This window comes from Halobacillus sp. ABA4_118 (assembly GCF_056160205.1).
The window spans coordinates 2,329,611-2,352,679 of sequence record NZ_JBSWWS010000001.1 but is presented as its reverse complement, the minus strand read 5'-3'; the positions used below and the strand labels follow the sequence as shown (position 1 = coordinate 2,352,679).

The window sequence follows — 23,069 nt, the reverse complement described above, 5'->3', positions numbered from 1 at the left end:
GAAATTTGCAATACAATCGGGATTATAGAGCCCTTTCTGCCTTTTGTAAACAGCTGTTGATGTAAAAAAAGGATTTATTTTAAGTAAGCGGTTTAAGCGGAAATATTCAGCAAATTGAAATGGTTTTCCCTGAAAAGGAAACATAAAAAAACGCCACGTTTTAAGTGGCGTTTTTTCGTTCATGCACGAGGCAGTTTGACAATGACCGTCGTTCCTTTTCCTTTTTCACTTTCATAATTTATCGTTCCGTTCAAATCCGATACGATCTTTTTCGTGACCATAACTCCTAGTCCTGTTCCTTTTTCTTTTGTAGTAAAGAACGGTTCACCGATTTTCGAGAGTTCCTGAGCACTTAACCCCGGCCCATTATCTCTAACGAAAAGCGTTAGATGAGAACTCGACATCTGAATTTCAATCCGTACTTCACCACCAAGATCGACCGCGTCCACTGCATTTTTCACCAAATTGATTAAAATCTGGTTCATACGTTTCGGTTCCGTCCTGAACTTATCCTGTACAGGATCACAATCAAACAGCAGTAGAATCTGCTTTTCGTTCGCTTCCGGTTCAAGGAGGCGGAGTACATACGATACCAGCTGTTCAGGGTCCACTTCCTCAAGCTGGATGGAAGACTTAGGCTTTGATAACATCATGAAGTCCTGGACGATTGCTTCGATCCGATTGACTTCATCTAAAATGATTTCCTGATAATTATCCCTGAGCTCCGGATTAGCCGCTCCGATCTGAAGAAAACCTTTGATGGCGGTCAGGGGATTCTTGATTTCATGAGCAATACCTGCAGACATCTGCGTAATTGTAGACAGCTGCTGGGACTTTTCCTTCAGCTCAATCATTTCCTTGTATTCCGTTACGTCCTGATGAATACCGAGAATGAGCGATTTTCCGTTATAATCCACAGGGAAGCCTTTCGTACGGATCCATTTTTCTTCTTTTCCCTGGACACACACCCGATAGTCAACGACGAATTCCTCGTCCTTCATTTTCGAAAGGCCGTCTACAAAATGAGAACGGTCCGCTTCATGTACGTGCTCCAAAAGTGACTTGGGGTCTGAAAATGCCTGGCGTCTCGGAATACCGAACAAGGTTTGAAAGGCAGGACTGATATAGTGGGCTTCCTCAAAGTGTGGATCACTGATCCAGAAGACATCCGTAATGTTATCAGCGAGAAGAGCGAAACGTTCTTCTGAATCTTTAAGCGCTTGCAAATGTTTGTTGTATTGAGTAATATCCTGCAGAAAAACAGTAAGGCCCAGTTCCGTTGGATGAACCGTCACTTTCACATCGAGCTGGGTTTCCTCAATAAAACCTTCGAATTCCACCGTTTCGTACGTTTCCATAGAGCGCAGGAAATGCTGAAAAAATGGATAGTGCTCATCTATGGAAAAGATATCCCATAATTTTTTATAATAATTTTTGAAAAAAGGACGTTTGGTCAGCTCTTCCATTTTAGGATTGGCATAAACAACTTCCCAGTTATGGTTAATGACGGCAAGGCCGTGTGGAAATTTATCGACAATGTGTGTCATGCGGTGCTTGATTTGAGAAGAGGAAAAGCTTGAAAGCGGAACGCCTTCATGATTCGTAATGGATAAGGACGGCTTATCATTCTTTGAAGGCACATCAGCGTCCACCGGACCCGATGCAGAAAAATGATGGTCTTGTTCCGTTTTGGCAAGTGTAAAGGTGATTTGTCCGTTGGTCAGATGCACCATACGGCATTGAAACCTAAGATTAAAATTCTTATCTGTCAACTGGACAGAGGTTTCCCTCAGCCCTTCGGTCAGAAGCTGATGAAGAGATTGTTGAAGACGGTGCTGGCCTGTGTGGCGGAAACACCGGATCCACTGAGAGAAAGACAGGTCTGTTTCCTTCAAATGCAGCATATGAATCATTTCCTGATTCAATGTAACGGCTTGAAGACGCAGATCGAGTAAACATGCGGGTGTTCCATTCATACTGAGAACATCCAAAATCTCACCGCTATGAACTTGGTCTGAATACCTCTCTCTTATAACCAATAGTAAGACCTCTTTCCTTTTTGCCGCTCGTTTATTTCCAATACGGTTTTCATTATAACGCAAAATTAACAAATTTTGAATATTTTCTAACGATTTAGCCTTTATTTTTGCTTTTTAAACATTGTACGCTGAAAAGAACAACGATATGACAGAAATTTCACCCTTCAATACTGCGCCACAATGTTAACGAGGCGTAGCTCAAATAAGGCGACCACGGCCGGCTCCATGCTCCCATTTCTTCTATTGTCGGTTTACGTTCCATTTGAAAGTAGTGCTTCAACGCGTTTTGGATGCCGATGTCCGCTTTCGGGAATAAGTTTTCCCTTCCGAGCCCGAACATCATCCAGTTTTCTGCTGTCCATGGCCCGATTCCTCTGACTTTCACCAGACGTTTCATAATGTCATCGTTCTCCATAGCAGACAGCGCCGGCAGGTCCAGCTCCCCTTCTGCTATGCGTTTGGACGTATCGATCACATACTCGGCTTTCCTCTGACTGAACTGCAGTTCCCTCAGTGTTTCGTATGGCGTCTGAGCGACCGTTTCCGGATCAGGATAAAACCATACCCCGTCTTTCTGTCTGCCCAGTGTCTCTACGAACCTGGTACTCAGAGTATAAGCGAACTTCATATTCAACTGCTGGTGGATGATGACTTTCATCAAACAGTCGTAAAGGTGAAAATCCTTCACAATCGGTGTGCCCGGATGATTTCTGAATAATTGTTCCAAGTCGGTGTCCAAAAAATGCTGATGAATTCCCTCCAAATCAACATCCCATTGAAAAAGATGCTTGATGTAGTTCAGGAGCTGTGGTCTGGCTTCATCGCTGTCACTCTGCACAGAAAAAACAGGATCAAGGGTCGTCCCAAGGGCCTGCACTCTGACTATATGATGGTCCTCATTCAGCTTGACAGGGATGTCCACCCATCGTTCCTCTCTGTCCAGATGAATTAAAGGGTCCAGCTGCCAGCGGAGTAGCGTATAATCAAAATCGTAAAAGTTAACTGCCTTTAATTTTTCTTTCCACACGTGAGTTTCTCCTCCTTCAATTCCTTTAGTTTTTCTATTTTGTCAAGAATAGGAAAGAAGACCTGAGGCTTATCCGACCAATTCTCCCTTTATCATAGAAGCTTTGATGAAACTTAGCAAAACATTACAATCACAGACACCTGCTCTGATTTCATAAAACGAAAAGCCGCTGTACAACGTGTACGGCGGCATTCTATTTTATAATCCCCACACCGGGGCGGGGACAAGCTTTTTCATCAAGATTTCATTTAAATTCCCAAACCGATAGCCTCTTTTCCTGAGCTCATCAATCATTTGGGAAAGAGCTTCTGCATTATCACTGGAAACGGTGTGCAGGAGAATGACGGCTCCGGGGTGAATCTGATCCATAACGCTGCGGTAGGCGTACTCCCACCCTTTCTGCCTGTCAGTATGCCAGTCAACAAAAGCGACGGACCAGAACGCATGGGTGTACCCCAATTCTTCTGCCCATTTCAATGTCTGCGCATTGAACATACCTCGAGGCGGACGAAGAAAGGTCATAATATCCTGGTCTGTCTTTTCCTTGACAGCTTCCTCCACCCGCTGTAATTCCTTTTCCATTTCCGCTTTGGAACTCTGCGTAAAATCAGGATGGCTCCAGGAATGGTTTCCAATGAGATGTCCTTCGTCAGCCATTCTCTTCAAAAGATCCGGCGCACTCTCTATATAATGCCCGGTCACGAAGAAGGCAGCCGGAACATCCTTTTCCTTAAGAACATCCAGGACCTGACCGGTATGTCCTTGTTCATACCCATTATCAAACGTTAAATAAACCACACGTTCTTCAGAAGGATCCATAAAAAAACCATGATGCTGTTCAATCATCGGCCCATATCTGCCTGGATCCGGTGTCATACCATTTTTGCTTTTATTATATCCCCAGCCTTCCGCATAGGTGGTTAAAGGAAAAAAACAGACCATTAGGACGGCTGTGATCAACTTCACTATCCTGCTCATGTGTATCCCTCGCTTTTTATTTAGTATGTGTGAAGGAAAAAGGAATATAAAAAAAGACAGGTGGGAAAATTCCCCACGCTGCCTTTTTACAAAAATAAAGATGCGGCCCATCCGAAGATGAACAATGGAATATTGTAGTGCAGAAATGTCGGTACACAAGTATCCCAGATGTGATTGTGCCGGCCGTCCGCATTCAACCCTGAAGTCGGACCGAGTGTACTGTCTGAAGCCGGAGAACCTGCATCACCGAGAGCTCCTGCTGTACCAATCAGTGCAGCCGTTGCCATCGGTGAAAAACCGGCAGCCACACAGATCGGAACGAACAGAGCCGCAAGAATCGGTATCGTTGCAAAGGAAGACCCGATTCCCATTGTGACAATCAGTCCGACCAGGAGCAGGATAAAGGCGATGAAAGCCTGGTTATCCCCCAGATAGTCGGAGCTGAGCTCTACAAGCGCCGATACAGATTCTGTCGCGGTCAATACATTGGCATAACCTGATGAGACAAGCATCACAAAAGCGATAAAACCCATCATTCCGATGCCGTCGTTGATGACCTTGTCGCCTTTATTGAACGGAACGACACGGAAGATAAACATCAGGATGATACCGGCCAGAGCAGCCAGAATCAGATTCGACCAGACCGCCTGAATGATAAGGGTCACAAGCATGGCTGCAAGCGTCAGAAGGTGTTTCAATTGGAAACGTGAATCAAGGACAACCTCTTCATCCGGCGTTTCTTTATCTTCTGGTACGACAGAAGGATCCCTCGGTTTCCGGTAAGTAATGAAGATGGCGATGAAAAGTCCGACGATCATTCCCGAACCGGGAATAATAAGGGATGAAGCAATACTCCCAATCCCAAGGTCAATGCCGTTCGTTTCCATGGATGTCTTGATCGTATCGTGGAAAATATAGCCGAAGCCAACCGGAATCATGACATACGGCGCCTTCAAACCAAAGGTTAAGGCGGCAGCTACAGCTCTCCGGTCCAGCTTCATTTCATCAAATAATTTCAAAAGCGGTGGAATAAGAATCGGTATAAAAGCAATGTGTACAGGAATGACGTTCTGAGAAAGACTGGCTACGAACGCAATGACAAAAACAATCATCGTCCGTTTATCCTTTAAAACACGCAGTAAAAATCCGACTAGTATGGATGTGATGCCTGAGTAGCTGATCGCAACCGCGAAAGCTCCCAGCAATATATAACTTAATGCCACATTCGCCTGTTCTCCCATCCCGTCAACAAGAAGGGTTAACGCATCTGTCAAGCTCTCCCCGTTCATGAGACCTGCGGTTAAACCCGCGGCGATAATGGCAACGATGACGTTCACGCGTAATAAACTTAACACGGTCATCACCAGGACAGAAACGACAACTGCCCATGCCATAAGACATTCTCCTCTCCAGTAGTTTCATGCATTAGCGATTTATCATGATAAAGTATGATGGTGAAAAAATCAACCCTCAGGAAAATAGAGAGTCAATTCTGAAAGCTGCTTATTCGTCCATGCTGCGCTCAAGGGATTCAAGCATAGAGATCAGGCGGTCAATGTCTTCCACTGACGTCTGCTCAGGATCCAGGTTATCTAAACGTCCCATAAAATCTTCCAGGCGCTGCTTCAAGTTGGACATCTTCTCCTGCTGCGTCATGTAACGATTCAGCTCCTTTATCTGTTTTACGTCCAGTCCATCATAGTACAAGTATCTGCCTCTGTCCAGAACCGGCTTCACCCAGCTGTAAAAAAGCGCCGTCTGTACGAAAACAAATGTGTTGTTCTCGTACAGACGGCGCGTCTTCTCATTTTAATTCGAAGGAAAAGCTGACGTGATCCTGAATGGGGATCCAGGCTCCGATGCCCTGCCGGGTCACGTTTTTAACGGAGAGTGTCTTCTTCGACCCCTTCAGCTGGATGTAAACATCACCGAAAGCTACTTCTCCTTTTTCATTCACGGCCGGTGCAAACGCATGAAGGACCCCTACTTTGTTGGTCGGGATGCCGTACGTATTATTCTGCTTTGTTCCTTTACCAATCACGGTGTTAAAGGATAACGGAAGTTTTGTGTTTTTCTGAGCTTCCAGAAGAATCAGCTTCATCATCTGGTCGCTGTGGCTGATCCGTGAGGTCAGACCACCCTTGACTGCTTTTTCTTCTTTTTGAAGATAACTCAGTTTCTCCTGCTTTTCTCCTCCGTGGTTGTTCAGTTCATTTGTATTGATCTCCTGATACTCCCAATTGATATTGGTTTCTTTCGAATCATAGGAAAGCGGCCACCTTCCAAGAAATATGTCTCCTCTGTACCCAATCGCCAGTGGAGAAGGCTTCAAGGACGTTTCATTCAGCATTTCAATCAACTGGGGATTGGTAATGCGGACCTCCGTATTCTCCATCAGCTCTTTCGTAATTTCCTCCGCTTCCAGCAATTCCTGATCATCGGTAGAGTTCGGATACGTGTTGTCTTTGGATATGTTTAAGACGTGATTCGGAATGGAGCCTTCTTCTTTTTCATTCTTCTTAGGTTCAGCCGAGGCAGAACCGGCAGCAAACCAAGTAAGAATACAAATAAACAGCAGTAGTCCCAGCCATTTTCTATTCACATCAAGGGCCACCTTTCACTTTTTTTATAGCTTGTGAAAGATGGCCCGTAGTATACATTATTCTGCTGCAATTAGCTTGTTCATCATATAGCTCGCTTTGCTGTCGAAAAACTGGATGCATGGCCCGATCCCCAGAAGAATTACAATGGTACCGATACCAATAGGGCCACCAAGCACAAGAGCCAGCACGAGAGCAAAAGACTCGGTCATGGTTTTAGCTTTGGTAATGCTGTAGCCGAAACGCTTCTGGAGAGCGACCATAAACCCGTCAACAGGATTCAAGGAGAATTTCGGCTGCAGATAAAGCGATACGCCGATGGCAATAATTACAATTCCGAGGATTAAAGTGATCAATTTCATGAAGAATGCTTGAAGCACCAAGGTGTCAAACACCTGCAGCATCCAGAAATCGATGAATTTCCCAAGTACTAATATAGTAATCACCGCAGGCAGGTCCGGCTTCTCTTTTGCAATCAGTGCATTGGTTACAATCAGAAAACCACCAATGACCATAACCCACGTTCCAATTGTAAGTCCGATCTGTTCCGTCAGCCCGACATTTACGGCATCCCACGCTCCAGCTCCCAGATTCGATTTAATCGTTAGTGTGACGCCCATCGCAATGACAATCAACCCTGCAAGATAAAAGAATCCTTTAATGACTAATGTTCTCATGGTCTCCCTCATTTCTTTATTTCAAAGTTGCTTTGAACCGAAAACCTGTACATAAGACACAAAAAAAGAGCGTGAATCCGGCTGTCGGACTCATGCTCTTTATATTTTACTAGCTTAACTGGATACACTCAAGCGTTTCTTCCACATTTATACTATTTTCTACTGATTGAACCATCGAGCAGTTGTTCCGGGAAATTTCCAGGTTTTTCAACAGCTTGTCCTGATTCAAGTGATACCCTTTGACAACGAAGTGCAGGTGGATCTTTTCGATACGGTTCGCCTCATCGGGATTTCTCGTTACTTCCGCAGATACCTGTATATCTTCGTAATTCATCCGCTGTTTATCGAGGATTTTCCTGAACACCCCAAGGCTGCACCCTGCAATCGAAGACACCATCAATTGAAACGGGCGGAAACCATTGGCTTCATCGCCGGAAATGTCCAGCTGTCCATATTCCAAAGAAGTACGGATGCCGTTCTCTCTTAAATGAAACTCCATCAGTTTATTCACTCCTTTCGCTTAACGGCTTTGCGTTCATTATATAATAGATCGTTCTGTAAAAGAAACCACACCGTCTTTCCGCCCCGACCTTGCCTGTTTGACACCTTTTCCGATACGATAAGCGTGTAGAACAGGAGGATGACTATGGTTTCTAATCGCACCAGGTTTTGGATTTTAATCGGTCTTGTCACCATATCGGGCTTTTCCCAAGGCATGCTTCTCCCCCTCATCGCGGTCATCCTTGAGCAGAACGGGATTTCGTCTTCTGTGAACGGGATACATGCAACGGGGCTTTACATAGGAATTTTATTATCGTCCCCTTTTATGGAAAAACCACTCCGTCGGTTCGGCTACAAAGCCATCATACTGTTCGGGGGAGCGCTCGTATTCGTTTCACTCGCGCTCTTTCCTTTCTGGCAGGCGCTGTGGTTCTGGTTTATGCTCCGGGTAGCTGTCGGAATCGGTGACCAGATTCTCCACTTCGGTACCCAGACATGGATCACCGCTTCCTCGGACCCGCAGAACCGAGGGCGCAGCATTGCCTATTATGGTTTGTTTTTCAGTGTCGGATTCACCCTTGGTCCATTAATGACCAACCTGTTGGAATTCGGGATTTTCGTTCCGTTTCTCCTGTCTTCCTTCTTAAGTTTCATGGTGTGGCTGCTGCTCCTGCGCGTTCGCAGCGAAAAGCCGCCAACCGAGCAGGCCACTGCTTATGGGACAAGTTCATGGAAACGTTTCGGCCGGAGTATCCGTCTGGCATGGCCGGCCTTTTTGCCGCCTCTTGCCTATGGCTTTCTGGAAGCCACCCTGCATGGGATTTTCCCCGTGTACGGCATGCGGATCGGACACGATGTGAACATGTTATCGTTCATCATCCCTTCCTTTGCTGCGGCCAGTTTATTTTCGCAGATTCCTCTAGGCATATTAAGTGACCATATTGGGAGAAAGAAAGTGATAATAACGGTCGTGACGGGAGGCATTGCCGCCTTTCTGCTCGCTGCAGCTTTTGAAGGATCGATCCCTTGGCTTTTTGCCTCCTTCGCCTTAGGCGGGCTTTTTGTGGGCTCTCTCTTTTCCTTGGGGATTTCCTATATGACCGACCTTCTACCTAAGGAACTCCTTCCCGCGGGAAACATTCTCTGCGGGATGTCTTTCAGTATCGGAAGTATTCTAGGTCCATTCTTATCAGGATTCGTTCTGGACCTGTGGCCGGACCTTTCATTCTTTTATGTCATCGTATCCCTGTTGGTTGTCGTTCTGACAGCGATATTCTTGTACAAACCTCTTCCGTTAGAGAAAAAACAGGCAGCCCCATCCTAAGAGCTGCCTGTTTGTTTATTCTGCGAGTGCTTTATAAAGCACTTCCAGATTTTGTTCCATCAAGGAGAAGTAATCTTCTCCATTCTCTACATCTTCTTCCGTCAACACAGCAAGATTATGGAACTGTAGAGGCTCTGCACCGATTTCATCCTGAATGACTTTTGATACTTTAGGAGTGACATTTTGTTCAAAAATCACGTAGCGGAGCTCCTCTTCCTCTGCCAGTTCAATGATTTCCTCCAAGTCTTTCTGGGAAGGTTCATTCGTCGGACTCAGTCCGGACACTGCAATCTGGTCGATGCCGTAAGCTTCCTCCCAGTAGCCGTAGGCCGCATGAGAAACGATGATTTTGTCTTTCGGCTGTGATTCCACTTGTTTATGAAACTGCTCGTCCAACGCTGTAAGTTTTCCTTTTAAGGCCTCGAAGTTTTCTTCATACAGGTCTTCCTTTTCAGGATTCAACTCAATAAGCTGCTCTTTAATACCTTCAGCGAGTTCAATGGATCGAACCGGGTCGAGCCAGACGTGCGGATCATTCTCCCCATGATCATGTCCTTCGTGGCTGTCTTCATGCTCCGCGTGCTCTTCCTCTGTTTCGCCCTCATGACTGTGTTCATGCTCGGCATGCTCTTCTTCTGTTTCGCTCTCATGACTGTGGTCATGCCCGGCATGCTCTTCTTCTGTTTCTCCCTCATGGTTGTGGTCATGCTCAGCATGTTCTTCCGCTGTCTCACCTTCATGGCTGTCTTCCGCTCCATGATCATGAACACGCTCTTGCAGGTCCATATCGCCGGCCGCTTCCAACACGGTTGTCCCCTCAGGTTTCAAAGCTTCAGAGATTTTCTGGGCGTACCCTTCAAGGCCTGCTCCGTTGTAAACGAACAAATCGGCCCCGGCCATATCCACCATTTCTTTTGTTGTAGGTTCGTACGTGTGCGCGTCAGACCCTGGCGGAAGGATCGTTTCCACATCTACCGTGTCTCCCCCGATTTCACTGGTGAAAAATTGAAGCGGGTAAACTGTTGTATACACCTTGAGAGTGTCCCCGCTCTCTTCTCCTTCCTTCCCATCCCCTGAAGTTTCTTCACTTCCACAGGCACTGAGAAGAAAAATTGCTGTTAATAAAAACGATAATATACCAAATTTCTTCATATGATTTCGTCCTCTCCAAATGGTTCTGCCCAAATCTTAGCGTAATCATTACGGTTTGTAAACAGTAACCATTACCTTTTAATCAATAAAGGAAAGGATGCCTGTGAAGACACCCTTTCCCATCTGTTTAATGACACCGCGGACATTTGCCATAAATTTCAAACTTATGGTTTTCAATATCATAGCCTTTCAAATTCTCATGCACGTTTTCCATCGGACAAAAGGCGATGGATTTAGTTTTTCCACAGTCTGTGCAGATGAAATGATGATGGTGGCCGTCCGTATCACAGCTGAGGCGGAAATGCTTTTCGCCCCCCAGTTCTGTCGACTCCAGAATATCAACCTCCGTCAGCATATAAAGGTTCCGATAGATCGTATCATAACTGACGCTCGGGAAATATCCCTGAAATTCCTTAAGAATTTCCTTAGCCGCAATATACTGGTCCTGACCAGAAAAAATCTTCAGCATACGTTCGCGCTGCTTGGTTCGCTTATATCCCTTTTCCTTCAATCTCTGCAATGCTGTTTCCACATTCATGAAGCCTCACCCTTTATCCATTGCTGGTTTCTAACATTTTTATAAATAATAGACATTACCAGAATCAAGATGGCCATGACGACAATCGTTCCACCCGGAGGTACGCTCAGGTGGTAGGAGGAGTACAGCCCGACCATGACAGAGACTTCCCCAAACGCGATGGAAAGCCCGATCGTCTGCTTAAAGCTTGTGGCAATCCGGAGTGCGGAAGCCACAGGCAGCGTCATCAGCGCTGATACGAGCAGAATGCCGACGACCTGCATGGCGGAAGCAATCACAAGCGCCACCATAACAATAAATAATAAATGAATCCAACGGCCGTTCACCCCTGATACCGACGCATGTTCCTCATCAAACGATAGAACGAACAATTCCTTATAAAAGAAAATAACGATAAAAATAACGATCACGGTTACCAATAATACCGTCCACATACTGTCGCGGCTTACCGCTGTAACACTTCCGAACAAGTAACTGAACAAGTCCGTATTAAATCCGTCCGCCAGGGAAATCAAAATGACACCAAGTCCAATCCCTCCGGATAAAATAATAGGGATCGCCAGTTCTTCGTAGTGTTTATATACTTTTCTCAACCGTTCAATCAAAATGGCACCGGCTACAGAAAACGCCATGCCCATATAAACCGGGTTCCAGTCATCGATGGATGATACTCTCTTTTCCAACAGAAGACTGGCCGCAATCCCTGTCAGTGTGATGTGGGACAAGGCGTCAGCAATCAACGATAAGCGTCGTACGACTATGAACACTCCAAGGAGAGGAGCGACAATGCCAATCAAAAGACCTGTAATCGCTGCATTCTGTAAAAACTCAAATTGCATAAAACTTTCAAGCACGCTCTTTTTCCTCCTTAGTGACTGTGATTGTGAGTCAGCTGCTGAACGGCGTATCCATAAAGCTGATTCAAATCCTCTTCACTGAATTCCTTGTATTCCTCCGACTGTCCATGGAAATGGACCGTCTTGTTCATGCACACCACATGGGTGGCATGGTCTGTAATCGTTCCAATATCATGGCTGATCATAAGCAGCGTAATGCCCCGCTCCTTGTTCAATCTGCCGAGCAGGTCATAAAATTCGGTGACATGCTTAGCATCGACTCCGACGGTGGGCTCGTCCAGAATCATCAATGATGGATCACTGACAAGAGCTCTTGCTATGAACACACGCTGCTGCTGACCGCCGGAAAGATCACCAATGCCGGCATGCGCGTATTCTTCCATCTCCACTGTGCGCAGAGCATCCATCGCTTTCTCTTTATGTTTTTTATTGAAAAATTTAAACGTGCCTATCCTCGATACGAGACCGGTCTTTACGACCTCCAGAACTGTTGCGGGGAATCCGGAATTGAAACTGTTCGCCTTTTGGGAGACAAAACCGATTTCCTGCCAGTCTTTATACTGTTTCAGTGGTCTGCCGAACAACTGGATCGTTCCTTTATCAGGCTTCTCGAGTCCGAGCATCAATTTAATGAGTGTCGACTTCCCTGATCCGTTAGGTCCCACCAGTCCAAGGAACTGACCTGATTTAATCTCAAGATCTACATCCTGAACGACCGTTTCTCTCTCATATTTAAAGGAGACATTGTCCAACTTTACAATGGTTTGTTCACTCATGGTCCATCCCTCTCAAGATAATAATCATTACGATTTAAAATTCTTTCCCTATCATATAGGAGGTTGCCTGAGGAATCAAGAGAGAAGTACCCTATTTTTCTTTATGTAAAGCAAAAGACCAGGACAGGGAACCCTGCACTGGTCTTTGAATATTATAAATACCGGTTGTTTCTTCTTTCCAGATAATCCTGCAGTGCTGAGAAAATCATCGTCAGCGGCCAGTAGATCAATGCTGCTGTAATATACATGGTCATGGAATCCACTGTCCGTCCTGCTGCAATCTGTGCTTTATTCAAAATTTCCGGAACGGAGATCATGGCTGCAAGTGAGGTGGCCTTCAACAAATCAAGAAACACATTTCCTAATGGTGGAATGGCAATCCTCGTCGCCTGCGGCATAATAATCCTGCGTATCGTCTGCCAGTACGTAAATCCAAGAGCACGGGCGGACTCCCACTGCCCGTTGGACACACTGTTTAAGGAAGCCCGGTTGATTTCAGCAATATAAGCAGCACTGTTGGTTCCGAATCCGATAATGGCAGCCGTCGTTGCCGGCAGTTTCAATCCTACAACCGGCAGTCCGAAATAAAGGACAAATAAATAAACGAGGATAGGCGTTCCTCTCATGAAGGAAATATAAAACCTCGCCGGCCATCGGAGCCAGATACGACTGGACCCACGTGCCAATGCCAGGAAAAAACCAAGAATGAGACCGATGGCCATTCCAATGACTGCTACTAATAAAGTAAGCGGCACACCTTCCAGGATAAAAGGAAGGTTGGACCAGGCCCGCTCTGCATTAAAGAGCTTCTCGACTTGTATTTCGTTTACTTCAATGCCAAACATTTCCTAACCCTTATAAATCCAGGCCTTCGATTTCGCGGATATCCTCTTCCGGTTCCTTCGAAGCATCCTGGCCGCCGAAGAACTCTTCGGACAGTTCTGTTAATGTTCCATCTTCCTTCATTTCAGCCAGTACGGCATCCATTTCCTCTTTCATTGTTTCTGCTTCTTTCGGCATCACAATAGCTGAGTTCGTCGGATGGAATTTCAAATCCGGATGAAGCTGAACTTCAATATCTGTTAAAGCCTGCAGGGCCAGGGACTGTAAATAGTAGTCATTGATAATGAAGTCTGTGTTTCCATTCTCCACATCACGAAGGTAGACATCATTGGTGACATTTCCGTATGTTTTCGTATCCGCACCGAAATGTTCCGCAATCTGGGAGAATACCGTTGTCGCTCCACCACCATGGGTCTTGCCTTCAAGGTCCTCCAGTTTTTCAATACCGGACAAATCAGACTCCCGCACAATCATCGTGGAATAGGAGTATTTGTAAGGTTCACTGAACGTAAATTGTTTTTGGCGCTCCTTCGTAACTTCCATATCATTAATAACGGCATCAATCCGGCCGCTGTTAATCGCAGAAAGCAGTCCATCGACACCATATTCCTCAAATTTCAATTCAAGACCAAGGCGGTCGGCGACTTCGCGCATGATCTCCACATCATACCCGGTCATTTCATCGGAGCCTTCCGGGTAGTAGGAAGCCGGGAAAAGTGTGCCGGATGTCCCGACGACGATTTCTCCTTCTTCCTGAATTTCACTCCACTTACTGTCAGAAGCTTCTTCGCTTCCATTATTTGAACCACTGTCCCCTGTGTCTTCACTTGATCCACAAGCAGCCACAATCACAGCCAGCAGTAACATGCTCATAAGTATAAAAGCTTTGCGCATCGTTCTTTCCACCCTCCATTTTTATTCGTGTCACCTGTTTAATATAGCAACTTGACACCTGTCAAATCAACTGTGCTGTCCATTTTTATCGGCTGGGAAATTTTTTGTGGACTTTTCCGTCCAGTGTGCTATGATAATAACATACTCAGATTATAATGATTATAAAATAATAAATCTTATAATTAATTGTGAATGAATTTCATTTTCAATTATGTAAAAGGAGCTGAGAATCAAGTGAATGAAACCCGCACGTTTCCTTACCCGAAACATTGGAAGGAACTGAAATTCCCAGGACATATGAAAGAGCACGCCGAACTGATTGCCGCTCTTGTCAGTGGTATGCTTCTGCTTTCTGCCTGGATAGGAGAAAACTACTGGTCTCCCCCTGTGTACATCACTTTGTACCTTTCCGCCTTTATCATTGGTGGATTTGCCAAGGCGAAAGAGGGATTAGAAGAAACGCTGGAAGACCGGTCATTGAATGTAGAGCTGCTGATGATCCTGGCCGCTGTTGGATCGGCCTCCATCGGTTACTGGACTGAAGGAGCCATCCTGATTTTCATTTTTTCTTTAAGCGGAGCTATGGAAACCTATACGATGAATAAGAGCCATAAGGAAATCTCCTCCCTCATGAACCTGCAGCCGGAGCAGGCGCTGCTTGTTACAAATGGACATCAACAATGGGTGCCTGTAGAACGATTAACCGTCGGAGATGTCATTCGTGTGAAGCCAGGGGAACGTGTTCCGGCTGACGGAGTCATTTCTGAAGGAACATCCACTTTGGATGAAAGCACGATCACAGGAGAGTCCATGCCTGCTTCCAAGGGAATGGATCACGAGGTCTTTGCAGGTACGATGAATATCGATGGAAGCCTGCTTGTAGAAGTGACAAAAGAGTCAAAGGAAACCTTATTCCAGAAAATCATTACCATGGTTCAAAACGCACAAAGCGAAAAATCGCCTTCCCAGCTGTTTATCGAACGGTTTGAAAGCACGTATGTCAAAGCTGTGCTTGGAGCAGTAGCTGTCATGATGTTTCTGCCGCACTTCTTATTTGGATGGACCTGGATGGAAACTTTGTACAGGGCGATGATTCTGCTTGTGGTCGCCTCCCCATGCGCACTGGTCGCCTCTATTATGCCCGCCACCCTTTCAGCTATTACCAATGGGGCACGTCAGGGGATACTATTCAAAGGCGGCGTCCACCTTGAACACTTGTCCTCCATCAAAGCTTTCGCCTTTGATAAAACCGGGACCCTCACAAAAGGGCAGCCGGTCGTAACGGATTTCGTCACCACGGACAAAGAGGCCGCTGATGACCTGTTATCTGTGGCAGCATCCATTGAGCAGCAATCCAACCATCCTCTCGCAAAAGCCGTCGTGACCTTTGCCGCCGGGCAGAAAGTTCCTTTTGTAAACGTTGAGGACGTAAAAAATCACAGCGGTAACGGTGTAAGCGGCTGGTACAAAGGTGAGGAATGGGCGATTGGAAAAGCCGATTTCATTGGACGGGACGACTGCTCCAGTTTTGAGGGAGGATTGTTTTCCACATTAGCTGCTGAAGGGAAGACCGTCATCTTCGTAAAACGGAACGGGCTCGTTTCGGCCCTTCTTGCCTTGAAGGATACGGTAAGAGAGGATACGAAACGGGCGGTACAGATACTGAAGGATCAGGGGATTTATACAATTATGCTGACTGGAGATAATGCTGCCACAGCGGAGGCCATTGCTCGAGAAGCAGGACTGGACCAATACATTTCCGAATGTCTTCCTGATCAAAAGCTGGAGGAAATCAAGCGGTTGAAACAGCACTTCCCTCACGTCGCTATGGTCGGAGACGGCATTAATGATGCTCCGGCACTGGCAGAGGCTGATGTAGGAGTTGCTATGGGAGAAGGTACAGATGTCGCCTTAGAGACAGCTGATGTGGTCCTTATGAAAAATGATCTTCCGAAAATCGCACGTGCCATGGAACTTTCCAAACGCATGAACCGGATTATTAAACAGAACGTCATTTTTTCTATCACCGTCATTATGCTGCTGATCATGAGTAACTTTCTCCAGTGGCTGGATCTTCCGCTTGGCGTCATCGGCCATGAAGGAAGCACGATTCTTGTCATCCTGAACGGACTCCGCCTCTTGAAAAATTAAAAATGTAAACAGCCAGCGCTGTTCCTGGAGGCATTACAGCCGAACGCTCCTCTTCATATCCATCCTCCTTTTCTGACTGGATCATTTACAAAAGATAAGAGCTGCGAGCGTTTTATACGGCCCTGAAACGAAACGATGATAAGACAAATTCAGCAGAATGCCTGTAAAAGAAGCTGTCGGGTGTAACCCCGGCAGCTTCTTTTCATCCCCATGTATCCTCTGTCCTGCGGTGGTAGGCCATGGCATTGATCTCACCACCGAGAATAATGACGATCCCGGAAAGATAAAGCCAGATCATCAGGACGATCACCCCTCCAAGACTTCCATACATCGCTGAGAAGTTTCCCAGATTGCTCACATAAAAGGAGAACAACAGCGATACAAGCTGCCAGCTGATGGTAGCAAAAACGGCTCCTCCTACGGTATCCCTGTATTTCAACCGCTTATTTGGAGCTGTTACATAAAGGAAGGAAAGAACGACATAGAAAATGACCGAGGAAATGACCCAGCGCAGTCCATTCCATAAGCCGATAAAGCTTTCGGATAAACCGAAATAAGAAAACAAATGAACTCCGATGGCCTGCCCCGCTACCGGAAGCAGAAAAGCGATTCCGATGACAACGACCATAGCGATGGTCAAGACGATGGCGATCATTCTTGAAACGATAAAGGACCGGCTCTCCTTCACGCTGTGGGCTCTGTTAAAGGCACGCATAATCGCATTGACTCCGTTCGATGCAGCCCAAAGTGTTCCTATCAGCCCAATGGATAACAGGCTTCCGTTTTCATCTGAAAACAGGGAGGTGACGTTTTCCGTAATGATCTCGAACGTATCTGCAGGAGCATACGCACTTACGAATGTGAGAACGCGCTGTTCATCAATATGTAGATACCCTAGAAGCGTGAGCAGGAATATCATAAATGGAAATAATGATAACAGAAAGAAGTAGGCAAGCTGGGCAGCCATGCCGCCTACATCATCCTCCCCGAACCGGGTGAAAAGTTCCCGGAAGAAATTCTTGATGACTTTCATGATATTCCATCACTCCTGAAATCAGGAAGCGTTGTCGGAATTGTCCGCAGCTCTCAACTGGTCGTTGACCTCCTGATTGATTTCCCCTACTTTATTTAGCATACTCTCTGCCTTGTCTAATAATTCAAGAAGATCTTCGACTCCTTTGTTCAACTGCTTGGAAAACGATTCATAGCTTACCCGCAGAGAGTGAACAGCTTCTGACGGGCTTGCAGCAATCTGACGGCACTTGGATCCGGCGGCTTTCGATTTCCGGCCAACCATTGTGCGTGTATCTTTATCAATCAAGGCAGCTGCAGCACCTGCCGCAGCACCGATCAGAATTCCCTTCCATAATGTCTGTCCCATGTTTCTTCCTCCTCAAAGTTTATATTCTTTTTTTATCGAGGCCAGCAGTTCGGCACATCCCTGCTGGACAAGGTCATAAACGTAATCGAAATTCCCTGTGTAGTACGGGTCGGGCACTTCATCCACATCCAGCTGCGGAAGATAGTCCATCAGCTTGGTCACAGTGACTCCATCTTTCTGCCGGATGCTGTGAAGATCCTGAAGATTTTTCTGGTCCATGGCAACAAGGTAGTCGAACTCATCCCAGTCCGTCTCCCTGACCTGACGCGCGGTCATGCCTTCATAGGTCACATCGTTCTTATCTAAAATCTCCCGTGTTCCTTCATGAGGCTGGGAACCTGTATGCCAGTGACCGGTCCCTGCGGAATCTACAGATATCCGATCGCTGAGGTTTTCTTTTTCCACCAGGTTCCTGAAGACCGCTTCAGCCATCGGCGACCTGCAGATGTTGCCGAGACAAACAAATAAAACTCGTATCATGTTGGTTCCTCCATCATAGTATTTCTAACTGTACTAATTCTATAAGGTGACACATAATCCTGCCTGGTGCAACTATTCTTCCATTTCATTCCCTTTACGTCTCTCCCTGAACCGCTTTTCGACACCATTTTATAAAAAGAGGTTGACAGACGCTCTGAATTTTCGGAATATTTTATACATGGAATGTTTTTATCTTTTTTTATCTTTAAGGGGGATGACAATGGGAGAACAGAGTGCACTTCATAGTTTTTTAAGTGAACTGAGTGGTCTGGTCTGGGGCCCCGTCCTGCTGATTCTGCTGGTAGGTACAGGGGTTTATTTGACTTTACGACTCGGTTTTCTCCAGTTTAAAACACTGCCTTATGCACTGAGGCTCGCTTTTAAACCGGACAAAAAGAAAAAGCCGGGTGAAAAAGGGGATATTTCCCACTATCAGGCTTTGACGACCGCGCTTGCGGCAACCATCGGTACCGGGAACATCGCCGGGGTGGCGACAGCAGTCGTGCTTGGCGGACCGGGAGCCGTTTTCTGGATGTGGATTACAGCGGTCTTCGGAATGGCGACGAAATACGCGGAAGCCGTTCTTGCCGTTAAATATCGAATTGAAGGAAAAGACGGACAGATGTCCGGCGGACCCATGTACTATCTGTCCCGCGGCTTAAAAACCAAATGGCTCGGAAAACCGCTCGGCATTTTATTTGCCCTCTTCGGGGCCGTCGCTGCATTTGGAATCGGTAATATGGTGCAGTCCAACTCCGTTTCAGACGTTGTTGAGGGAACTTTCAACATCTCCCCATGGGTGACGGGAATTGTACTGACGCTTCTCGCGGGACTGGTTCTCCTCGGGGGAATCAAGAGTATTGGTCGTGTCACAGCCTTGTTCGTCCCAGTTATGGCCGTTTTTTATGTAATTGGGGCCTTAATTATTCTTGTGCTTAATGCCGATTTGATCCTGCCGGCCTTTGGGACCATCTTCTCGGATGCCTTCACAGCTAACGCCGTGGGCGGCGGTATTCTCGGAAGCGTGATCCGTTACGGGGTTGCCCGGGGCGTATTCTCCAACGAAGCCGGACTTGGATCCGCACCCATTGCAGCCGCTGCAGCAAGAACCGACTATGCCGGACGTCAGGCTCTTGTATCCATGACACAGGTCTTTATCGACACGATTATCGTTTGTACATTGACTGGGTTAACCATCGTCATGGCCGGACAGTACCAGGGCGGACTTGACGGCGCGGATCTGACCTCTGCATCCTTTGAGCTTTTCCTGGGTGAATTCGGGGCTTATGTTGTTACCATCGGTTTGATTTTCTTTGCTTTCTCCACGATTGTGGGCTGGTCCTATTACGGAGAAAAATGCTTCGGTTATTTAACAAACCAGCGCTTCATCGGTTTGTACAAAATTGTATTTGTAGCGTTTGTTCTCGTGGGATCCGTTTCTCAGCTGAGCACCGTATGGGTCTTCGCTGATGTAATGAACGGATTAATGGCCTTCCCGAACTTGATCGGCCTGCTTCTGTTATCCGGGGTCGTAGCGGCCGAGACGAACAAGTTCCTGAAAGTAGCCAAACAGGAAAAACAGCAGGAGAAAGAACAACGCCAGGTCGGATAATGCCGTCTGCGTACAGTCACCCTTTCTCAACAACTTGAAGCCCGAAGCAGATCCTGCTTCGGGCTGTTTTATGTCAGCGGCCGTATGCACGCCTCGTCTTCATTTTTGGCTGAATTCACATGTGTACTGACTTCATACATCGATAAATCATCCATCGTAAGCTGATCCAGGTATTCTTTCGCCTGATGTGCCTCCCACTGCACAGGTGTAATCCAACCGTCCTGCTGGTCCTGTGGAAGAATGACCGGCATGCGGTCGTGCACAGGAGCCACGTCCTCATTTGCTTCCTGAGTCAGTATGGTACACGTATAGAGGGGGTCACCGGCGCCTTTCCATTGATCCCATAAGCCGGCAAAAGCAAACAGTGTCCTGTCTTCTGGTTGAATCCGAAGCGGCTGCTTCCCACTCCCGGTTTTTTTCCATTCATAAAAGCTGTCCGCTATAATCAAGCATCGTTTCCTGCTCATCAGCTTCCGGTAACTCGGCTTCTCATGAGCGGTTTCACTTCTGGCATTGATCATCTTATAGCCGATTTTCGGGTCTTTCGACCAGGATGGAACAAGCCCCCACTTCATGAAACCGGCCCGCTTTTCTCTGCCGTCATGAATCACAGCCAGTACCTGCTGTCCTGGGGCGATATTGTATCTTGGCTCATAACCATGAATCGGTTGGGAAATGCCGAACTCTCTAAGGACCTCCGCTTCTTCAGCTAAAAGTGTATACCTTCCACACATCGGGCATCCTCCTTTTTTCCAGTATAAAGGTTTCCCTGAATTCGGGAAAACCGTAGGATCCTATGACTTTTCCGCAAGCCCATACATGATGAAGGCTATCGTTTGTTCAATCTCCTGATCGTCATCCCACTCCAAATCAGGAGAAAGAATGAATCGCGTAACGAGAAACCCCATCACCGAGGACATGATCATTCGTATGATTGTACCGTTCGGCCTGTCCATCACCTGCCCCGCCTCCTTCAGGCGGTCAAGAGCTGCTTCAAATTTCGGGTACACGTCTTTAACAAAAACTTCCTGAAACCGTTGCTGAAGTTCTGGATGAAAAGCCATTTCCTGAAGAACAATTCTCAGCAGAGGAGCATTTTCTGCGGCGAATGCAAACCTGTCCTTTAAAATCGTCCGCAGCAGATTTTCAAATCCCTCCTGCGGTTCATCAAAAACATTTCTGGTGAACCGTGCAGCAAAAAAAGGAACCATGAACTTCGCCATAAACGGGGTGACAATCGATATAAGCAGTTCTTTTTTCGTTCTATAATGTCTAAAAATGGTTCCTTCAGCAACATTGGCCCGTTGAGCAATTTCACTCGTTGACGATGAAGCATACCCTTTCTCCGCAAAAATTTCGACAGCCGCCTGAAGAATCTGCGCTTGCTTCGGTGTCAGCTTTTTTTCTTCTCCATCCGCCTGCTCCAGTTCTTCCATCATATCTTTAAATTCATTCATTGCCTGTCTCCTTCAATTTTATTCCAACGCTTTACATCGGCCTGTGTTTTTTCAGAGCGATAATGTTCAGAGCAGTGAAGAGCGCTGTAAACCCAATCAGGATAGAAACCTCCATCTGAAACGATTCCCAGGATGCTCCTCTTAACATAATATCCCTGAGCGCCTCTGCCCCATAAGTCAACGGCATCAGATTTCCAACCACCTGAACCCATTCTGCCAGTCCCTCGGTCGGAAACAAACCGGAGAAAAAGACCTGGGGAACGATAACCAGCGGGATAAACTGAATCATTTGAAATTCATTACCGGCAAATGCCGATACAAGTGTTCCCAGGCTCAACGCTGCCAAGGCCATCAAAATAGTAACAAGAAGGACGTATAAGAAATTCCCCGCCATAAATACATCCAGCACATAAATCGAATAGGCGGCAATGACAACGGATTGAGCAATCGTAAATAAACCAAATCCCCCTAAATATCCGAAGACGACCTCACTCCGCCGGATAGGTGACGCCAGCAGACGCTCCAAAGTCCCCTGCGTCCGTTCACGAAGAAAGGAAACTCCACCGACGATGAACACAAAAAAGAAAACAAAAAAACCGATCAATGCAGGTCCGACATAATCAAACAGGCCCAATTCAGAAGAGCCGTTCCAATATTCCCATTCGATCGGAGAGCTCTGCTCTGATAACTGTTTCTGAAGCTTACTCCTGACGGCACCTGAAGTATTTGGGTCACTGCCTTCAAGTGTCAGGACAGGCACACCATCCTTCAACTGAATCATACCGTCGATTTCAGCTCTGTCCAGATCCTCTTCTGCTTCCTGTTCTTCCATGACGGTCACCGTCATCCCCTCTGTTTCTATTGATTCAACGACATGCTCCGGCACGCCGACAGCGGCAATCTCAACCGCTGCTTCGTCTGTATCCAGAACCAGCCACATCAGGGTTAAGACCAGCAGGGGAGCTGCAATCATTAAAGCGGCGCTCCTCTTATCACGCCGGAACTGTCTGAGTATCCGTTTTATAACAGCTGCTGTATTCATGCCCGGCTCCCTCCTCCATAATGCAGGAAGACTTCTTCCATAGAGGAAACTTCCAACTCCGATTTCAACCGCAACGGAGTATCCTCTGCCATCATTCTCCCGCCACGCAGCAGGGCAAGACGTCCGCATTTTTCTGCTTCGTCCATCACATGGGTCGTCACGATGATGGTCACACCGTTGTCTCTCAATCTATTCAACTCATTCCAAATGGACTGCCGGAGAACAGGGTCAATGCCGACTGTCGGCTCATCCAAAATGATCAGATCAGGCTCGTGTATGAGAGATGCCGCCAGCGACAGCCTCCTTTTCATCCCCCCGGAGTATGTGTGTACAGGTCGGGAGGCATCCACAGTCAAGTTCACCATATCCAGGACGTGCTCCATTCGTAAACGCCGGTCCTTCCTGCTCATCCCGTACAACGAGGCAAAAAAATCAAGATTCTCCCTCCCTGTTAACTCTGAATAAAGAGCATCCGATTGAGCCATAAATCCAAACTGCTTCATCTGCTTCAGCGCCGGCATTTTCTCCCCATTCAACTTCACTACGCCTTTGGAAGGACGTAGAAGACCGGTCATCAATTTAACCAGCGTCGTTTTTCCGGATCCTGAAGGACCAAGCAAACCATAGATTTCCCCCTTTTCAACGTTCAGATCCACGTCGTGGATCACCTGAAGCTTCCCAAACCAATGTGAAATGTTGTTCATTTCCACGGCAGTCTCCATATGTTTCACGCTCCTTTT

24 protein-coding genes are annotated in these 23,069 nt (G+C 46.7%); 3 read left to right on the top strand and 21 right to left on the bottom strand.

Annotation, left to right across the window (positions count from 1 at the left end):
• Window positions 1–179: 179 nt before the first annotated feature.
• The 8 genes from ACXAGL_RS11650 to ACXAGL_RS11615 all read right to left on the bottom strand — a co-directional run bounded on the left by ACXAGL_RS11650 (window position 180) and on the right by ACXAGL_RS11615 (window position 7,820).
• Entirely contained in the window at window positions 180–1,976 is a 1,797-nt protein-coding gene (locus ACXAGL_RS11650) for an ATP-binding protein (RefSeq protein WP_474991232.1), read from the bottom strand.
• A 220-nt stretch (window positions 1,977–2,196) separates the two neighbouring features.
• On the bottom strand, window positions 2,197–3,066 hold the full coding sequence (locus ACXAGL_RS11645) for a DNA-3-methyladenine glycosylase family protein (protein WP_474967599.1): 870 nt from the start codon (window positions 3,064–3,066) through the stop codon (window positions 2,197–2,199).
• Between the two features lie 198 nt (window positions 3,067–3,264).
• Window positions 3,265–4,044 (bottom strand): delta-lactam-biosynthetic de-N-acetylase, encoded by a 780-nt coding sequence (pdaA, locus tag ACXAGL_RS11640; protein WP_474991231.1) that lies wholly within the window; start codon window positions 4,042–4,044, stop codon window positions 3,265–3,267.
• An 86-nt stretch (window positions 4,045–4,130) separates the two neighbouring features.
• The gene (locus ACXAGL_RS11635; RefSeq protein WP_474967597.1) at window positions 4,131–5,438 is read right to left on the bottom strand and encodes a Na+/H+ antiporter family protein; all 1,308 of its coding nucleotides are present in this window, start codon (window positions 5,436–5,438) and stop codon (window positions 4,131–4,133) included.
• 109 nt (window positions 5,439–5,547) lie between these two features.
• Window positions 5,548–5,700 (bottom strand): SE1561 family protein, encoded by a 153-nt coding sequence (locus ACXAGL_RS11630; RefSeq protein ID WP_474970354.1) that lies wholly within the window; start codon window positions 5,698–5,700, stop codon window positions 5,548–5,550.
• Between the two features lie 148 nt (window positions 5,701–5,848).
• On the bottom strand, window positions 5,849–6,646 hold the full coding sequence (locus tag ACXAGL_RS11625; protein ID WP_027956150.1) for a YfkD famly protein: 798 nt from the start codon (window positions 6,644–6,646) through the stop codon (window positions 5,849–5,851).
• A 57-nt stretch (window positions 6,647–6,703) separates the two neighbouring features.
• Window positions 6,704–7,321, bottom strand: a complete 618-nt coding sequence (locus ACXAGL_RS11620) for a YczE/YyaS/YitT family protein (RefSeq protein WP_027956151.1) — start codon at window positions 7,319–7,321, stop codon at window positions 6,704–6,706.
• A 109-nt stretch (window positions 7,322–7,430) separates the two neighbouring features.
• Window positions 7,431–7,820, bottom strand: coding sequence for an OsmC family protein (locus ACXAGL_RS11615; protein ID WP_474967596.1), 390 nt, complete (start codon window positions 7,818–7,820; stop codon window positions 7,431–7,433).
• A 147-nt stretch (window positions 7,821–7,967) separates the two neighbouring features.
• Between ACXAGL_RS11615 and ACXAGL_RS11610 the strand changes: the two genes are divergently transcribed.
• A complete protein-coding gene (locus ACXAGL_RS11610; protein ID WP_474967595.1) occupies window positions 7,968–9,146 on the top strand; it encodes an MFS transporter in 1,179 nt (392 codons plus the stop codon).
• A gap of 15 nt (window positions 9,147–9,161) precedes the next feature.
• Here the strand turns inward: ACXAGL_RS11610 and ACXAGL_RS11605 are convergent, their stop codons facing one another.
• The 6 genes from ACXAGL_RS11605 to ACXAGL_RS11580 form a co-directional block, all read right to left on the bottom strand.
• Window positions 9,162–10,298 (bottom strand): metal ABC transporter solute-binding protein, Zn/Mn family, encoded by a 1,137-nt coding sequence (locus ACXAGL_RS11605; protein WP_474991230.1) that lies wholly within the window; start codon window positions 10,296–10,298, stop codon window positions 9,162–9,164.
• Window positions 10,299–10,425: 127 nt separating this feature from the next.
• Entirely contained in the window at window positions 10,426–10,836 is a 411-nt protein-coding gene (locus tag ACXAGL_RS11600) for a Fur family transcriptional regulator (protein WP_474967593.1), read from the bottom strand.
• A complete protein-coding gene (locus ACXAGL_RS11595; protein WP_027956156.1) occupies window positions 10,833–11,690 on the bottom strand; it encodes a metal ABC transporter permease in 858 nt (285 codons plus the stop codon). The genes ACXAGL_RS11600 and ACXAGL_RS11595 overlap by 4 nt, the downstream gene beginning before the upstream one ends.
• A gap of 14 nt (window positions 11,691–11,704) precedes the next feature.
• Window positions 11,705–12,469: a metal ABC transporter ATP-binding protein gene (locus ACXAGL_RS11590; RefSeq protein WP_027956157.1), complete on the bottom strand. Its 765-nt coding sequence runs from the start codon at window positions 12,467–12,469 to the stop codon at window positions 11,705–11,707.
• A gap of 152 nt (window positions 12,470–12,621) precedes the next feature.
• The gene (locus ACXAGL_RS11585; RefSeq protein ID WP_474967592.1) at window positions 12,622–13,314 is read right to left on the bottom strand and encodes an amino acid ABC transporter permease; all 693 of its coding nucleotides are present in this window, start codon (window positions 13,312–13,314) and stop codon (window positions 12,622–12,624) included.
• A gap of 10 nt (window positions 13,315–13,324) precedes the next feature.
• Window positions 13,325–14,206, bottom strand: coding sequence for a transporter substrate-binding domain-containing protein (locus ACXAGL_RS11580; protein WP_474967591.1), 882 nt, complete (start codon window positions 14,204–14,206; stop codon window positions 13,325–13,327).
• A 297-nt stretch (window positions 14,207–14,503) separates the two neighbouring features.
• On the opposite strand from ACXAGL_RS11580, the gene ACXAGL_RS11575 reads away from it, so the two are divergent.
• The gene (locus ACXAGL_RS11575) at window positions 14,504–16,357 is read left to right on the top strand and encodes a heavy metal translocating P-type ATPase (protein WP_474970353.1); all 1,854 of its coding nucleotides are present in this window, start codon (window positions 14,504–14,506) and stop codon (window positions 16,355–16,357) included.
• 202 nt (window positions 16,358–16,559) lie between these two features.
• Here ACXAGL_RS11575 and ACXAGL_RS11570 read toward each other — a convergent pair whose 3' ends face one another.
• The 3 genes from ACXAGL_RS11570 to ACXAGL_RS11560 are packed head-to-tail and all read right to left on the bottom strand — an operon-like array spanning window position 16,560 to window position 18,218.
• Window positions 16,560–17,390, bottom strand: a complete 831-nt coding sequence (locus tag ACXAGL_RS11570; protein ID WP_474967590.1) for a YihY/virulence factor BrkB family protein — start codon at window positions 17,388–17,390, stop codon at window positions 16,560–16,562.
• A 21-nt stretch (window positions 17,391–17,411) separates the two neighbouring features.
• Window positions 17,412–17,738 carry a hypothetical protein gene (locus tag ACXAGL_RS11565; RefSeq protein ID WP_027956162.1) on the bottom strand — a complete coding sequence of 109 codons (327 nt, stop codon included), beginning with the start codon at window positions 17,736–17,738 and terminating at the stop codon, window positions 17,412–17,414.
• 12 nt (window positions 17,739–17,750) lie between these two features.
• A complete protein-coding gene (locus ACXAGL_RS11560; RefSeq protein WP_474991229.1) occupies window positions 17,751–18,218 on the bottom strand; it encodes a low molecular weight protein-tyrosine-phosphatase in 468 nt (155 codons plus the stop codon).
• A 220-nt stretch (window positions 18,219–18,438) separates the two neighbouring features.
• Between ACXAGL_RS11560 and ACXAGL_RS11555 the strand changes: the two genes are divergently transcribed.
• Entirely contained in the window at window positions 18,439–19,830 is a 1,392-nt protein-coding gene (locus tag ACXAGL_RS11555; protein ID WP_474991228.1) for an alanine/glycine:cation symporter family protein, read from the top strand.
• A gap of 68 nt (window positions 19,831–19,898) precedes the next feature.
• Here the strand turns inward: ACXAGL_RS11555 and ACXAGL_RS11550 are convergent, their stop codons facing one another.
• The 4 genes from ACXAGL_RS11550 to ACXAGL_RS11535 are packed head-to-tail and all read right to left on the bottom strand — an operon-like array spanning window position 19,899 to window position 23,051.
• The gene (locus ACXAGL_RS11550) at window positions 19,899–20,564 is read right to left on the bottom strand and encodes an SOS response-associated peptidase (RefSeq protein ID WP_474991227.1); all 666 of its coding nucleotides are present in this window, start codon (window positions 20,562–20,564) and stop codon (window positions 19,899–19,901) included.
• A gap of 60 nt (window positions 20,565–20,624) precedes the next feature.
• Entirely contained in the window at window positions 20,625–21,287 is a 663-nt protein-coding gene (locus ACXAGL_RS11545) for a TetR/AcrR family transcriptional regulator (protein WP_474991226.1), read from the bottom strand.
• Window positions 21,288–21,318: 31 nt separating this feature from the next.
• Window positions 21,319–22,329, bottom strand: coding sequence for an ABC transporter permease (locus tag ACXAGL_RS11540; protein WP_474991225.1), 1,011 nt, complete (start codon window positions 22,327–22,329; stop codon window positions 21,319–21,321).
• Window positions 22,326–23,051 carry an ABC transporter ATP-binding protein gene (locus ACXAGL_RS11535; protein WP_474991224.1) on the bottom strand — a complete coding sequence of 242 codons (726 nt, stop codon included), beginning with the start codon at window positions 23,049–23,051 and terminating at the stop codon, window positions 22,326–22,328. The genes ACXAGL_RS11540 and ACXAGL_RS11535 overlap by 4 nt, the downstream gene beginning before the upstream one ends.
• Between the last annotated feature and the right edge of the window lie 18 nt (window positions 23,052–23,069).